This is a genomic window from Cereibacter sp. Soil_C_27 (genome assembly GCF_057657095.1).
The window spans coordinates 1169403-1183639 of sequence record NZ_JBDGJD010000001.1 but is presented as its reverse complement, the minus strand read 5'-3'; the positions used below and the strand labels follow the sequence as shown (position 1 = coordinate 1183639).

Below are 14237 nucleotides of genomic sequence, written 5' to 3'. Positions count from 1 at the left end.
GGAAGGATCATCTTCAATCCCCCGCCGCGCGGCCCTTGAGGGCGATGATGCCGCGGGGGCGGAACTGGATGAAGATGATGATAAAGATGATCATGTAGGTCTGCGCCGCCAGCGTGTTCGAGGGGTTCAGCCATTCGATCCCCTTCTGCATGCCGCCGATCATCAGGGCCCCCGCCAGCGTGCCCCAGATATTGCCGACCCCGCCCACGACCACGGTCATGAAGCTTTGCACGATGTAGTCGGAGCCGAGCTCGGAGGTGACCTTGGCGAAGAGGCCGATGGCCACGCCGGCGATCCCGGCGATGCCGGAGCCCAGGCCGAAGGTCAGCATGTTGATCCGGTCGGGGTTGATGCCCATGGAGGCGGCCATCGAGGGGTTCTGCGTCACGGCGCGGACTTCGAGACCAAGCCGGGTGCGTTTCATGATGAACAGGAAGACGCCGAGGAAGACCAGCGCCAGCGCGAAGATGGCGATGCGGATGTAGCTGATCGAGACCACGTCGTTGAACACCAGCGCCCCGTCGAGCCAGCCGGGCGAGGTGAGCGGGCGGGCCTGGGTGCCGAAGATGTTCTTGGCCAGCTGTTGCAGGGCGATGGAGATGCCGAAGGTGGCGAGCAGGGTTTCCAGCGGGCGCTTGTAGAGATGGCGGATCACCAGCCGCTCCATCGCCACGCCCGCGGCGAAGGTGACGAGGAAGGCAAGCGGCAGGGCGAGCAGGATCGACAGCGTGCGGTCGGCGACGACCTGCTGCACGACATAGCCGGTATAGGCGCCCATCATGATGAACTCGCCATGCGCCATGTTGATCACCCGCATCACGCCGAAGGTGATGGCGAGGCCGATGGCGGCGAGGAAGTAGATCGAGGCCAGCGACAGCGCGTCGAGCGAGAGGTCCGCGGCCTGCATCGCCCCGACCTTGAGGCCGATCCGGGCGAGCGCCGCCTCTGCCGCCTCGGTCACCGCCGGGTCGGGCTCGGCGTAGACGTCGTGGAAGCTGTGGGCGGCGAGCGCGGCGCTCACCTCGTCCTCGGTCGCGGCGGCGGGGGCGCGGCCCTCGGCCTCGAGCGCGGTATAGGCGCGGTCGCGTTCGGCGCGGTTGTCGAGCGCGGCGACGGGGATGCCCGCGACACTGCCGTTGTCGATGTTCTCGATCAGCGTCGTGCGCTGGTCGGCCTCGGTCAGCCGGGCCGGAGCGAGGTCGGCGGTGACGAGCAGGTCGTAGGCCGCCTCACGGGTGATTTCCTTGCCGGGGGTGAGGCTGGCGGCGAGGTTCTCCCCCTCGGGCGCCCCGCCTGCCACGGCGATGCGGCGGGTGGCCACCAGCGGGTTGAGCGCCGCGCGCAGGTCGAGCCCGAGATCGGCGCCGAAGCTCTCGATCGCGGCGACGCGGGCGGCAGAGTCGGGATCGAAGCGCAGGGTCAGCAGCCGCTCCAGCCGCACCATGGCGGGATCGGCGGCCTTGGCCATGGCGGCGCGCAGCGGCTCGAGATGGTCGGGCGATGGGTCACGGGCAATGGAGGCCAGCGCATCGGAGCGGCGCGCGGGATCGGGATCGGCGAGCTGGAACTGCACCAGCGCCGTGGCGATCAGGCCGCGCACCCCGGAATTGGGGCGCAGCTGCTTGATCTCGCCCTTGGCCGCCTGCCCCGCCTCGGCCCCCGAAAGGTCGCGCAGCGCCCAGCCGGCCTCGGCCTCGGAGATCAGGAGGAAGCGGCCGTCGTCATGCAGGCCGAGCCCGCGGTCGGCCCAGGCCGCGAGGATCGCCGCCGCTGCGGGATCGCCGCTGGAGGCCAGCGCCTCGATCACCGGCCCGATGGTCTGGCGCGAGGATTTCTCGAACAGCGCGCGGTTGTCGGCAAGGATCTGCGCGGCGGGCGTGCCCTGCGCGCCCGCGGGCAGCGCCAGGAAAAGCGCCGCAAGGATGGTGAGGAAAAGCCGCATTCTGCCCCCGGCGTGAGAGAGGGGGGCGGCGCACCGCCCCCGTCCGCATCAGTAGTTCGACTTGATCTGCACGCAGGTCTTGGTCTCGGTGTTGTACATGCCGCAGTCGAGCTCGGCCCAATCGGCCTCGAGCACCGCCGATTCCGGCAGGAAGTCGGTCCAGGCGTCGCCGGCCACCGGCTCGGTCTGGCTGACGATGTCGAACTGGCCATCGGCCTGGATCTCGCCGATCAGCACCGGCTTCGTGAGGTGATGGTTCGGCAGCATCTTGGCGGTGCCGCCGGTCAGGTTCGGCACTTCGAGCCCGTACATCGCCTCGCGCACCGCGTCGACATCGGTGGTGCCCGCCTTCTCGACCGCCTGCACCCACATGTTGAAGCCGATCACATGGGCTTCCATCGGGTCGTTGGTCACGCGGTTCTCGCCGGCGAATTCCTTCCACTTGGCGATGAACTCGTCATTGGCGGACTCGTCCGCCGACTGGAAGTAGTTCCACGCCGCCAGATGGCCGACGAGGTTCGAGGTATCGAGGCCCGAAAGCTCTTCCTCGCCGACAGAGAAGGCCACGACCGGGATGTCATCGGCCGAGATGCCCGCCGCCGCCAGCTCCTTGTAGAAGCCGATGTTGGCGTCGCCGTTGATGGTCGAGATCACGCCGACCTTCTTGCCATCCGCGCCCAGCGCCACCACGTCGGCCACGATCTTGGACCAGTCGGAATGGCCGAAGGGGGTGTAGTTCACGAAGATGTCTTCCTTCGCGATGCCCTTCTGCTGCAGGTAGCTTTCCAGGATGTTGTTCGTGGTGCGCGGATAGACGTAGTCCGTGCCCAAGAGCGCGAATTTCTCGACGCCCAGTTCCTCGAGGAAGTAGTCGGTTGCCGGGATCGCCTGCTGGTTCGGCGCGGCGCCGGTGTAGAACACATTCTTGGAGGATTCCTCGCCCTCGTATTGCACCGGATAGAACAAGAGCCCGTTCAACTCCTCGATCACCGGCAGCACCGATTTCCGGCTGACGCTCGTCCAGCAGCCGAACATCACATCCACATCCGACACGGTCAGCAGCTCGCGCGCCTTTTCGGCAAACAGCGGCCAATCCGAGGCCGGATCGACCACGACGGCCTCGATCTGCTTGCCCAGCACGCCGCCCTTGGCGTTCTGCTCGGCGATCAGCATCAGCATCGTGTCCTTCAGCGTCGTCTCCGAAATCGCCATAGTGCCCGACAGCGAATGCAGGACGCCGACCTTCACCGTGTCCTGCGCCGCGGCGGCGCCGGTCAGCGTCAGACCGACCCCCGCGCCGATGATCATTCCCCTCAACCCGTTCATGGACTTCCCTCTCGAACGGCCACCCCTAGGGCGCGCCTTCCCTTCGCGGGAAGCGGCCTGTATCCAGAGACGGCAACCATGTTGCACCCCGTGCGGTGGTGACGGAGTTCCAATCGCTCGCCACCGCACACCTGTTGTCTTCGCGGGTCTTTGCGACCTTCGCGTCAGCCAGAAGACGTGGCGCGTGACGGTGCGGCAAGGCGATGCGTTCGGCGCGGCAGGCGGGCCGAAGCGGGAGTTTACTTTTTAGGCAATTGCGCGTGAGCCGCCGCGAAATGCGGCGGGATGCGGTCGGATCAGGCGGTTTGCGGCTGGCTCTGCCCCGCGACCGGAACCAGACGCAGGCCGCCCTCGCGCTCGAGGAAGGCGACGATCTCCGCGATTCCCACACCCGCGCGCATCCGCCCCATGACATAGGGCCGGCTGCCGCGGGCGCGCTTCGCATCCTCCTCCAGCAGCACCACATCGACGCCGACATGCGGCGCGAGGTCGGTCTTGTTGACCACCAGCAGATCCGAGCGGGTGACGCCCGGGCCCCGCTTGCGCGGGATGTCCTGCCCCGCCGCCGTGTCGATGACGTAGATCGTCAGATCCGCCAGTTCCGGGCTGAAGGTCGCCGCCAGATTGTCGCCGCCGGATTCGATCAGGATCAGGTCCAGATCGTCGAACTGCCGCCGGAGATCGGCGATGGCCGCGAGGTTGATCGAGGCATCCTCGCGGATCGCGGTATGCGGGCAGCCGCCGGTCTCCACCCCCCGGATGCGCTCGGAGGGCAGCACCTGCGCCCGCATCAGGAAATCGGCATCCTCGCGGGTGTAGATGTCGTTGGTGATCACCGCCATCGAGCAGCGGTCGGCCAGCGCCGCGCAGAGCTTTTCCGTCAGCGTGGTCTTGCCTGCGCCCACCGGGCCGCCGATGCCGACGCGAAGAGGTCCGTGTTGCGTCATGTGCGAAAGATCCTTACATCCATGGTTTCATGCTGCATCGCCGCCAGATCGGCGCGCAGGGCGGAGGTCGCGAGGTCGTCGAGCGTCGCAGTCGCGGCCTCCAGCGCCAGCGCGTCGATCAGCGGATGCAGCGCCGCCAGCACCCGCTGCCCCTCGGTCTGCCCGAGGGGAACGAAGCGCACCGCCGCCGAGACGAGATTGGCGGCAAAGGCGTGCAGGTAGAGCGCCAGCACCTGCGGCACCGGCAGCGCCAGCGTGCGCGCCGCCTGCCCCACGGCAACGGGCAGCGGGCGCGGCAGAAGGTCGAGCCCGGTCAGCGCGGCGGTGGCGGCGGCGAAGCCCGCGCCCTGCTCCTCGGTCTCGCGCAGCCGCTCCGCCGATGGCGCGAGCGCGCGGGCGATGTCGGTCAGCGCGCCCAGATCGGCATCGGCGCACAGCGCCTGCGCCAGCAGGATCGCATCCGTCCGCCCCGCGCCGAAGCGCAACACGTCGCCGAGCCAGCGTTCCACCGAGGCGCCGTCACGGACCTCGCCCGCCGAGATCGCCCATTCCAGCCCGTGCGAATAGGCAAAGCCCCCGGTCGGGAAGGCCGGGGAGAGCCATTGCACGAGGCTCAGGAGGCCGGGAGGTGCGGCGCTCATCCGGGGTCGACATCGGGGGTGATGTCGTCCTCCTCCACCTTGCGCGAGACATGGACGTGGACATGCGGATGCGAATGGCCCTCGCCTTGGGAATGGCCAGCCTCCGGCCCGTGGTCATGGCCCATGGTGCGACCGTGGCCATAGGCGCCACCCTCGGGGGTGAAGGGTTCGACCGCCTCAGCCACCGTCAGCCCCAGCCCGCGCAGCATGCCTTCCAGCACATGGTCGCGCTTGATCAGCAGGCGATCGGCCTCGATCTGGCAGGGCGTGTGCCGGTTGCCGATGTGCCAGGCCGCGCGGGTCAGTGCGCCGGTCACCACCAGCACCTCCTCGGGTGCCGCGCCGATCTCGACCAGCGAGCCATCCTCCAACTCGAAGGCGTCGCCCTCGCCGAGGCTCACCGTCTCCGGCAGGTCCACCAGGAAGCCCTGCCCGTCCTCGGTCTCGAGCCGTTTGCGGCGCAGGAAGCGGGCGTCGTAGTCCAGCAGCACGCGGGCGGCGGCGGCACCCTCCCAGGCACCATGGCGCAGCAGGCGGCGGGCAGAAGGAAGGTCGGTCATGGTTGGGCCCTTTCGATGTCAGGCAAGTCAGCGATTCGGCAGCCCTGCCGTGGCAGGCTGCACGATACCAGAGTGATGAGCGGCGCGGCCCGGCACAAGCCGCAGCCTGCCCCCAGCGGCCATGCCGCAGGGCCGCGCCGTCAGGCGGGGATCAGAACAGGAAATACCGCTGCGCCAGCGGCAGCTCGGCTAGGGGCGCGCAGGTCAGGATCTCGCCATCGGCGCGCACCTCGTAGGTCTCGGGGTTCACCTCGATCTGCGGGCGATGCGCGTTCAGCCGCATCTCTGCCTTGCCGATGCCGCGGGTGCCCTCCACCGCCAGCGTCCCCTTCTGCAGCCGCAGCCGGTCGCGCATCCCGTCCTCCTGCGCCGCCTGCGACAGGAAGGTGACGGCGCTGGCATGCAGCGCGCCGCCGAAGGCGCCGAACATCGGCCTCGTGTAGAAGGGCTGCGCCGGGATCGAGCCGTTCGGATCGCCCATCTGCGCGCAGACGATCATCCCGCCCATCAGCACCATGTCGGGTTTGGCGCCGAAGAAGGCCGGCGTCCAGAGCACGAGATCGGCACGCTTGCCCTCCTCGACCGAGCCGATGTGGCGCGAGATGCCATGGGTGATCGCGGGATTGATGGTATATTTCGCAATGTAGCGCCGGACACGGAAGTTGTCGTTCGCCCCAACCTCCTCGGCCAGCCGCCCGCGCTGCACCTTCATCTTGTGCGCGGTCTGCCATGTCCGGGTGATGACCTCGCCCACCCGGCCCATCGCCTGACTGTCGGATGAGATGACCGAGAAGGCGCCCATATCATGCAGGATATCCTCGGCAGCGATGGTCTCGCGCCGGATGCGGCTTTCGGCGAAGGCCACATCCTCGGGGATCGAGCGGTCGAGGTGATGGCAGACCATCAGCATGTCGAGATGCTCTTCGATGGTATTGGCGGTGTAGGGCATCGTCGGGTTGGTGGAACTGGGGATCACATTCGCCGAGCCCACCACCTTGATGATGTCGGGCGCATGGCCGCCGCCCGCGCCCTCGGTGTGGAAGGCATGGATCGTCCGGCCGCGGATGGCGTCGAGCGTGTTCTCGACGAAGCCGCTCTCGTTCAGCGTGTCGGTGTGGATCATCACCTGCACATCCATCGCATCGGCCACCGTCAGGCAGCAGTCGATGGCGGCGGGCGTGGTGCCCCAATCCTCGTGCAGCTTGAGGCAGGAGGCCCCGGCGCGCACCTGCTCCTCCAGCCCGGCGGGCAGCGAGGCATTGCCCTTGCCGGCGAAGGCGAGGTTCATCGGGAAGGCGTCCGCCGCCTGCAGCATCCGCCCAATATGCCAGGGCCCCGGGGTGCAGGTGGTGGCGAGCGTGCCATGCGCCGGGCCGGTGCCGCCGCCGAGCATGGTGGTGATGCCGGAGTGCAGCGAATCCTCGATCTGCTGCGGGCAGATGAAATGGATATGCGCATCCATCCCCCCGGCGGTCAGGATGCGCCCCTCGCCCGCGATCACCTCGGTGCCCGGGCCGATGATGATGTCCACCCCCGGCTGGGTATCGGGATTGCCCGCCTTGCCGATCTTGTGGATCAGCCCGTCGCGCAGGCCGACATCGGCCTTGTAGATCCCGGTATGATCGACGATCAGCGCATTGGTGATGACGGTATCCACCGCGCCCTGCGCCCGGGTGATCTGGCTCTGGCCCATGCCGTCGCGGATCACCTTGCCGCCACCGAACTTCACCTCCTCGCCATAGGTGGTCAGGTCGCGCTCCACCTCGATGATCAACTCGGTATCGCCCAGCCGCAGCTTGTCGCCGGTGGTCGGGCCGAACATGGCGGCATAGGTGGCACGAGAGATCTGGGCAGGCATGATACCTCCTTCAGCGGAAGCGCAGGCGGGTTGATCCCGACCGATGCGACAAGTTGACAGGTCCGGCGGCGGCTGGCGAAATCACCGCGCTGCGAGGAAGCCCTGACGCCAGGAGGCCGGGGCCGCCCGCAGGGGGCGTATAGAAAAGAGGGACAGAATGATGACGCTGCGCAGGACCTTGCGCGGGCTGCTGCCCGTGGACCTTGCTATGGCCGTGAGCCTTGCTCTGGCCGGAATGGCCGAGGCCGGACCGACGCTGGAGCGAGGGGAATATCTGGTGCGCGGCCCGGCGGGCTGCGGCAACTGCCACACGCCGCTGGGGCCGGACGGCCCGGTGATGGATCAGGAGCTGTCGGGCCGGCTGGTGATCGAATTGCCCGAGTTCACCGCGGTCGCGCCCAACATCACCCCGGCGAGCCGCATCGCCGAGTGGAGCGACGCCGAGCTTGCCCGCGCGATCCGCGAGGGCATCCGCCCGGACGGCACGGTGATCGGCCCGCCGATGCCCTTCTCCGTCTATCGCGGCCTCTCCGACGACGATCTCGGTTCGGTGGTCCTGTTCCTGCGGACGCTCGAGCCGGTGGCGAACGAGACGCCGCCCTCGACCTACCGCATCCCGCTGCCGCCGGCCTACGGCCCGCCGGTCGAAAGCGTCACCGCGCCGCCGCGCGGCGTCAGTGTCGAATACGGCGCCTATCTCGCCGGTCCGGTCGCGCATTGCATCGAATGTCACACGCCCCTCGGCCCCCAGGGCTTCAAGTACGACACCGACCTCGGTCGCGGCGGCTTCGAGTTTCCGGGGCCCTGGGGCACCTCGGTCGCGGCGAACCTGACCAGCCACAAGGACGGGCTGGCCGATTACAGCGACGAGCAGATCGCCGCGATGATCACCAAGGGCATGCATGCCGATGGCACGCCGATGCTGCCACCGATGCCCTACGGCTATCTCGCAGGCTTCACCGAGGACGACCTGAAGGCGGTGATCCTCTATCTGCGCAGCCTGCCGCCGCTGCCGGACGCGCCCTGAGGCCGGAGGGGGGGCGGCGCGCATCGCTCAGACCTTCTTCGCGGCGCGGGTGAGCCGCGCCGCATTGGCCCGGGTCTTGCGGCGGATCGGGCGCAGCGCGGCCATCGCCACCTGATCTGGCTGCTTGCCCTGCAGCGCGGCAAGGCTGGCGGCCTGCGCCGATTGCGCGAAGGCCGCGCCCTTCTCGGCCAGCATACGCCCGTTCTCCGATGGATGCGCGGCAAGCACCCCGGTCATGCCCAGCATCCGCAGCGCGATGACCTGCTGCGCCTCGAACATCATGAGGCCCGTCTGCATCGACAGGCGCATCATCTCGGCATAGCGGAAGAAGGGGGACATGGCGGGCTCCGGTGTCTGGGGTGGGGTCAGAGCTTGCCCATGACGGCAGCGTTGAAGCCATAGACATGGCGCGCGCCGCCATAGGGCACCAGCCGGACCTCGCGGGTCTGGCCCGGCTCGAAGCGCACCGCGGTGCCCGCCGGAATGTCGAGCCGCCGCCCCCGCGCCGCCGCCCTGTCGAAGGACAGCCCGGCGTTGGTCTCGGCAAAATGGTAATGCGAGCCCACCTGCACCGGACGGTCGCCGGTGTTCGAGACGGCAAGCACCAGAGCCTCGGCCCCGGCGTTCAGGGTGATCTCGCCCTCGGCGGGGAACAGCTCTCCGGGGATCATCGCGCGCTCCTCAGGACAGGGCGAGCACGAGGCCCGCCAGCGCCGTGCCGCCGCCCAGCAAGCGCGAGGCCAGACCGTTCAGCCGCGCCAGCCCGAGCCCGGCCAGCAGCCCCGCGCCATGCAGCGCCGCGGTGGCCAGTACGAAGCCCCCTGCATAGAGCATCAGCCCCGAGGCCGGACCTTCCGCGCCATGGGCGTGGCCATGCGCCAGACCGAAGAGCGCGATCGCCCCGAGGGCAAGCGGCAGCGTCAGGCGCAGCGCCAGCGCCACAGCGGCGCCCAGCAGCACGATGGAGGCGAGGATCATCGGCTCCACCGCCGGGAAGGGCAGACCCGCGGCGCCCAGCGCGCCGCCGCCCAGCATCGCCAGCACGAAGGCCAGCGGCATCGCCCAGAGCGCCCGGCCGCCGGTCGTCGCGGCCCAGAGCCCGACCGCCAGCATCGCCAGCACATGGTCGAGCCCGCCCAGCGGATGCCCCATCCCCGAGGCGAAGGGCGAAGCCGCCACATGGCCCGGATGCGCCAGCGCGGCAGCCGGCAGAAGCAGCACCAGCGCCGCCAGCGGCAGGGCCGACAGGAGCCTCAGCGGGCGGTCATCGGCGGGTTTGGCGAAGGGGGCAGAACGCATGGAAACCTCTCAGCGGATCGGATGGTGGACGGTGACGAGCTTGGTCCCGTCGGGGAAGGTCGCTTCGACCTGGATGGAATGGATCATCTCGGGGATGCCCGGCATGCATTGCTCGGCGGTGATGACGAAGGCCCCGGCCTGCATCAGATCGGCGACCGTGCGCCCGTCGCGCGCGCCCTCGACCACGAAATCCGAGATCAGCGCGATCGCCTCGGGGTGGTTCAGCTTCACCCCCCGCGCCAGCCGCCCGCGCGCCACCATGGCGGCGACGCTGATCAGCAGCTTGTCCTTTTCCCTCGGTGTCAGGTTCATCGCAACTCCCTCTCAAACCTGCCAGACGCGCGGCAAGGCGGTCCCGCGCAAGGCGCCCAGCACCCGCGCCACCTGACGGCGCAGCGGCCAGCCATCGGGCGCGAGCAGCCGCAGCACCAGTTTCCCGTCGAAGGCCGAGGCCGCGGCCTCTACCCCCGGCTCATCCAATACGGCCCGCGCCCGGGCCAGCGCATCCTCGGCGCCCTGCCCGATCATCGCCAGCGTGGCGAAGGCCCGCGCCCCGCCCAACACGGCAAAGCCGCCCACCGCCGCCAGCGCCGCATCGTCGAAGGCCAGCGGATCGAGCAGCACCGGCCGCCCGTCGCGCCGCACCGTCCGTGCATCGCGAAATCTCAGCCGGCTCACGGTCTCGCCCATGGCGGCGCGGCCCAGCACCACCGACTCGAGCATCAGACAGCCCGCATCGCCAGCCAGCTCGATCTCGGTCCGCCTCTCCAGCGCCGCGCCGTTGTAAAGGATCGTCTCCTGCGGCAGCCAGTCGAGCCAGCCGCCCGCGCCGACCGAATGGCTGACCCGCACCTCCGCCACGCCCTCGCCCGCCGCATAGGCGCGCTCCGCCGTCTGGGTCGTCGCCAGCACCCGGCAGCCCGCGCCGACCTCGAGCCGGTAGCTCAGCCGGTCGCCCCCGGTCAGCCCGCCAGAGGTGTTGAGAAACACCACCTCCGGCACCGCTCCCGCCACCCGCGGCAGGATCGCCTTGGCCGAGCCTGCCTGCGCCAGATCGGCCAGCCGGGTCGCGCCGCGCGACTGCCGCAGCGTGACGAAGGCGCGGCCGAAACTGCGCTCCATCACGGCGGGCCGTGTCTCGGGACTCAAGGGGGTCACTGCATTCATGCCGCGCATCCGATCACCGCCGCCGGAGAGGGGCAACCGGCCGCCGCGCAACTGCCGCTTTTTGCGCCTCCCGCCGTTCAGCAGGCGACCGATCTTTCAGCACCCCGCCCAATCCGCAGGCATTCGGGGAACCCGCCGCCCCGCCCTTGGCATCCGGGCACGGATCGTCAATGATCCCGCTAGCCAAACGCCACGAGGAGCCCGCCTTGCCCGACCTGTCCCCGCCGCTCGGCGCGCTCTTGGCCTCTGCCCCGCCCGACCTCTCCGACACCGAGGCCATGGCCTTGGCCAGGCTGCATTTCGGGCTGGAGGCCGAGCCGAAGCGACTGACTTCGGAGCGTGACCTGAACCTGCTGCTGCGCGACGCGAAGGGTGCGGGCTATGTGCTCAAGATCGCCAACCGGGCCGAGCCGCATGCGGTGACCACCTTCCAGACCGAGGCGCTGCTGCATCTGGAAAGCACCGCCCCCGATCTCTGCGTGCCGCGGGTGTTGCGCACCTTGGACGGCGCGACCGAAGTCACGCTGGCCGATGGCAGCCTGCTCCGGGTGCTTACCTATCTCGAGGGCACGCCTCTGCATCTCGCGCCGCGCTCAGGCGCGCAGCGCCGGGCCATGGGGCGGGTACTTGCCGACCTGTCGCGCGCACTGGCCAGCTTCACCCACCCCGCGGCAGAGCAGGACCTGCTCTGGGATATCCGCCACGCCGCCCGGCTGCGGCCGCTGTTGCCGAGCTGCCCCGACCCCGCCTCGCGCGATCTCTCGCTGCGCTGTCTCGACATCTTCGAGGCCGAGGTGGCGCCGCTGCTGCCGACGCTGCCCTGGCAGGTGGTGCACAACGATCTTAACCCGCATAACGTGCTGGTCGATCCGCAGAACCCCGATGCGGTGGCCGGGGTGCTCGATTTCGGCGACATGGTGCGGACCGCGCGGGTTTGCGATCTGGCGGTCGCCGCCGCCTATCAGATCGACCCCGAGGATGCGCTCGGCTCGCTCACCGCTTTCGTCGCGGGCTATCACGAGGCCTATCCCCTGCTGCCCGGGGAGGTGGACGTGCTCTTCGACCTCACCGCCACGCGGATGATCACCACCATCGGCATCGCCAGCTCCCGCGCCGCGAGCCATCCGGAGAACGCCCCCTATATCCTGCGCAACTTCCCCGCAGCCCGCACCGGATTGCAGGCGCTGACCGCCCTGCCCCGCGATGCGGCGCGCCGCGCCCTGCGCCAGACCTGCGGGATGGAGTGAGCCATGAGACCCGACAGCACGATGATCAACGCCTTCGTCCCCGGCGCGGCCAACCTGACCGAGGAAGAGGCGCTTCTGGTGCGGAAGCGTCAGGCGCTGCTCGGCCCGGCCTACCGGCTGTTCTACGAGCATCCGGTGCATCTGGTGCGCGGCGAGGGTGTCTGGCTCTATGACGCCGCCGGTGAGGCCTATCTCGACGTCTACAACAACGTGGCCTCGGTCGGGCACTGCCACCCGCATGTGGTCGAGGCCACGGCGCAGCAGGCGGGCACGCTGGCGACCCACACCCGCTATCTGCATGACGGGGTGCTGGCCTATGCGGAGAAGCTGCTCGCCACCTTCCCGGCAGAGCTCGGCCATGTGATGTTCACCTGCACCGGCAGCGAGGCCAATGACCTCGCGCTGCGCATGGCCTTCGCCAAGACCGGCGGGACAGGGGTGATCGTGACCGAGACCGCCTATCACGGCGTGACGCTGGCGGTGTCGCAATTCTCGCCCTCGCTCGGGCCCAGCGTGAACCTCGGCCCGCATGTCCGCACCGTGCCCGCTCCCGATCCGGCGGGCAGCGGCGATGCGGGCTTCGCCGCAGCTGTCGAGGACGCGATCGAGGATCTGCAGCGTCACGGCATCAAGCCCGCGGTGCTGATCGTCGACACGATCTTTTCCAGCGACGGGGTGTTCACCGGCACGGGTTTCCTGAAGGGCGCGGTCGAGGCGATCCACCGGGCCGGGGGCCTCTTCATCGCCGACGAGGTCCAGCCCGGTTTCGGCCGCACCGGCGAGGCGATGTGGGGCTTCCAGCGCCACGGCGTCCTGCCCGACATGGTCTCGCTCGGCAAACCGATGGGCAATGGCTATCCGGTCGCCGGGCTGGTGCTGCGGCCCGAGGTGGTGGCCGAGTTCGGCGCCAAGGCGCGCTACTTCAACACCTTCGGCGGCAATGCGGTCGCCGCCGCCACCGCCATGGCGGTGCTCGAGGTGGTGCAGCGCGAGAGGCTGCAGCAGAACGCCCTGACCGTGGGCCGCGCCTTCCACGCGGGGCTGGAGCAGCTCGGCCAGCGGCACGGCTGCATCGGCGCCGTGCGCAGCGCCGGGCTGTTCCTCGGGGTCGAGGTGGTCAGCGACGGCGCCGCCGATGCGGCCAAGGCTGCGCGGATCGTCAACGGGTTGCGCGAGGCGCGGGTGCTGATCTCGGCCACCGGGCCGCGTGCCAATGTGCTGAAGATCCGCCCGCCGCTGGTCTTCTCCGAAGAGCATGTGGGCATCTTCCTCGATCGGCTCGACACGGTGCTGGCCGCGCTCTGAGGTGATTCCCCGGCCCCGCGGCCGCCGCCGGATCAGGATGCGGCGGCGGCGCCGCACCCCCGGGGGAAGCGCGTGTTTTTCCCGGAAATATTCTCGGGGACGTGGGTTGACAGCGCCGGACGGCAGCCAGGTCGAAAAGCCCAAAGCCAGCCATTTCTGCGCCACGCCGAGCGCCGCCCGGAGCGGGCGCTGGGCAGTGAAAACTGCGACAGATTCGACAAAATGCATTATTTACAGTGTCTTGGGAGCAAACTGCCCTTCGAACCCCAGCCAATAAGTCGCACCCGAAACGGCCATGTCAACCGCCCTTTACATTGCAAATGTCAGTAACTTGTGACACCTCTACGGGTGAGCCGGACAGGTTGGATGGCGCCGTAACAAGTGCAGACGATCCGCCCGGTCTCTTCGAAGCCAGCGTGCAGGCCCTACACGCAACGTCGAATTTACCAGTTGGGGAGACGACAAAGTGACTGACGATCTGAACAAGGTTTGGCCGACCGGGCTGACCGTAGCCGAAGCCGAAGAAGTGCAAAAACAGCTCATCCTCGGCACCCGCGTTTTCGGCGGTATCGCCCTTCTCGCGCACTTCCTGGCAGCTGCTGCCACCCCGTGGCTCGGCTAAGGAGGACATAGACATGACCAACGGAAAAATCTGGCTTGTGGTGAAACCGACCGTCGGCGTCCCGCTGTTCCTCAGCGCCGTCGCGATCAGCTCCTTCGCTGTTCACTACGCCCTGCTGACCAACACCACCTGGCTGTCGGACTACTATGCCGGCTCCGCCAAAGTGGTGGCCGCTGCTCCGGTGGCTGGCTAAGACGCCGGCGGTGAGGGCCCTCGCCGGGCCCTCGCCCCTTCGTCCGTGACCGATGTGCGCAGGCCGGGATCCTCGGGTCCCGGCCTGCGCGCACAGTGACGCC

At 69.0% G+C, this 14237-nt stretch carries 16 protein-coding genes; 5 read left to right on the top strand and 11 right to left on the bottom strand.

Annotated features, from left to right (window positions below; translation table 11 throughout):
• Window positions 1-13 precede the first annotated feature (13 nt).
• The 6 genes from urtB to ureC form a co-directional block, all read right to left on the bottom strand.
• On the bottom strand, window positions 14-1942 hold the full coding sequence (gene urtB, locus AC3A5Z_RS05825; RefSeq protein WP_487518411.1) for an urea ABC transporter permease subunit UrtB: 1929 nt from the start codon (window positions 1940-1942) through the stop codon (window positions 14-16).
• A 48-nt stretch (window positions 1943-1990) separates the two neighbouring features.
• Window positions 1991-3268, bottom strand: coding sequence for an urea ABC transporter substrate-binding protein (gene urtA, locus AC3A5Z_RS05820; RefSeq protein WP_444665875.1), 1278 nt, complete (start codon window positions 3266-3268; stop codon window positions 1991-1993).
• 296 nt (window positions 3269-3564) lie between these two features.
• Window positions 3565-4215 (bottom strand): urease accessory protein UreG, encoded by a 651-nt coding sequence (gene ureG / locus AC3A5Z_RS05815; protein ID WP_487518410.1) that lies wholly within the window; start codon window positions 4213-4215, stop codon window positions 3565-3567.
• Entirely contained in the window at window positions 4212-4856 is a 645-nt protein-coding gene (locus tag AC3A5Z_RS05810) for an urease accessory protein UreF (RefSeq protein WP_487518409.1), read from the bottom strand. The genes ureG and AC3A5Z_RS05810 overlap by 4 nt, the downstream gene beginning before the upstream one ends.
• Window positions 4853-5416, bottom strand: coding sequence for an urease accessory protein UreE (gene ureE, locus AC3A5Z_RS05805; protein ID WP_487518408.1), 564 nt, complete (start codon window positions 5414-5416; stop codon window positions 4853-4855). Before ureE ends, AC3A5Z_RS05810 begins: the two co-directional genes overlap by 4 nt.
• Before the next feature lie 151 nt (window positions 5417-5567).
• Window positions 5568-7274, bottom strand: coding sequence for an urease subunit alpha (gene ureC, locus AC3A5Z_RS05800; protein ID WP_487518407.1), 1707 nt, complete (start codon window positions 7272-7274; stop codon window positions 5568-5570).
• A 157-nt stretch (window positions 7275-7431) separates the two neighbouring features.
• On the opposite strand from ureC, the gene AC3A5Z_RS05795 reads away from it, so the two are divergent.
• Window positions 7432-8301, top strand: a complete 870-nt coding sequence (locus AC3A5Z_RS05795) for a cytochrome C (protein ID WP_487518406.1) — start codon at window positions 7432-7434, stop codon at window positions 8299-8301.
• Window positions 8302-8328: 27 nt separating this feature from the next.
• On the opposite strand, the gene AC3A5Z_RS05790 is transcribed toward AC3A5Z_RS05795, so the two are convergent.
• The 5 genes from AC3A5Z_RS05790 to AC3A5Z_RS05770 are packed head-to-tail and all read right to left on the bottom strand — an operon-like array spanning window position 8329 to window position 10767.
• Complete coding sequence (locus AC3A5Z_RS05790) at window positions 8329-8640, bottom strand: antifreeze protein (protein ID WP_487518405.1); 312 nt, start codon at window positions 8638-8640, stop codon at window positions 8329-8331.
• Between the two features lie 26 nt (window positions 8641-8666).
• The gene (locus tag AC3A5Z_RS05785; protein WP_107663687.1) at window positions 8667-8972 is read right to left on the bottom strand and encodes an urease subunit beta; all 306 of its coding nucleotides are present in this window, start codon (window positions 8970-8972) and stop codon (window positions 8667-8669) included.
• Window positions 8973-8982: 10 nt separating this feature from the next.
• Window positions 8983-9600: a HupE/UreJ family protein gene (locus AC3A5Z_RS05780; protein WP_487518404.1), complete on the bottom strand. Its 618-nt coding sequence runs from the start codon at window positions 9598-9600 to the stop codon at window positions 8983-8985.
• A gap of 9 nt (window positions 9601-9609) precedes the next feature.
• Window positions 9610-9912, bottom strand: coding sequence for an urease subunit gamma (locus AC3A5Z_RS05775; protein WP_136792574.1), 303 nt, complete (start codon window positions 9910-9912; stop codon window positions 9610-9612).
• Between the two features lie 12 nt (window positions 9913-9924).
• Window positions 9925-10767, bottom strand: coding sequence for an urease accessory protein UreD (locus AC3A5Z_RS05770; RefSeq protein ID WP_487518403.1), 843 nt, complete (start codon window positions 10765-10767; stop codon window positions 9925-9927).
• A gap of 170 nt (window positions 10768-10937) precedes the next feature.
• On the opposite strand from AC3A5Z_RS05770, the gene AC3A5Z_RS05765 reads away from it, so the two are divergent.
• The 4 genes from AC3A5Z_RS05765 to AC3A5Z_RS05750 all read left to right on the top strand — a co-directional run bounded on the left by AC3A5Z_RS05765 (window position 10938) and on the right by AC3A5Z_RS05750 (window position 14134).
• Complete coding sequence (locus AC3A5Z_RS05765; RefSeq protein WP_487518402.1) at window positions 10938-12014, top strand: phosphotransferase; 1077 nt, start codon at window positions 10938-10940, stop codon at window positions 12012-12014.
• 3 nt (window positions 12015-12017) lie between these two features.
• Window positions 12018-13319 carry an aspartate aminotransferase family protein gene (locus tag AC3A5Z_RS05760; protein WP_487518401.1) on the top strand — a complete coding sequence of 434 codons (1302 nt, stop codon included), beginning with the start codon at window positions 12018-12020 and terminating at the stop codon, window positions 13317-13319.
• 466 nt (window positions 13320-13785) lie between these two features.
• Window positions 13786-13941, top strand: a complete 156-nt coding sequence (locus tag AC3A5Z_RS05755; protein WP_107663691.1) for a light-harvesting protein — start codon at window positions 13786-13788, stop codon at window positions 13939-13941.
• A gap of 13 nt (window positions 13942-13954) precedes the next feature.
• Window positions 13955-14134 carry a light-harvesting protein gene (locus AC3A5Z_RS05750; RefSeq protein WP_107663692.1) on the top strand — a complete coding sequence of 60 codons (180 nt, stop codon included), beginning with the start codon at window positions 13955-13957 and terminating at the stop codon, window positions 14132-14134.
• The last annotated feature ends 103 nt before the right edge of the window (window positions 14135-14237 follow it).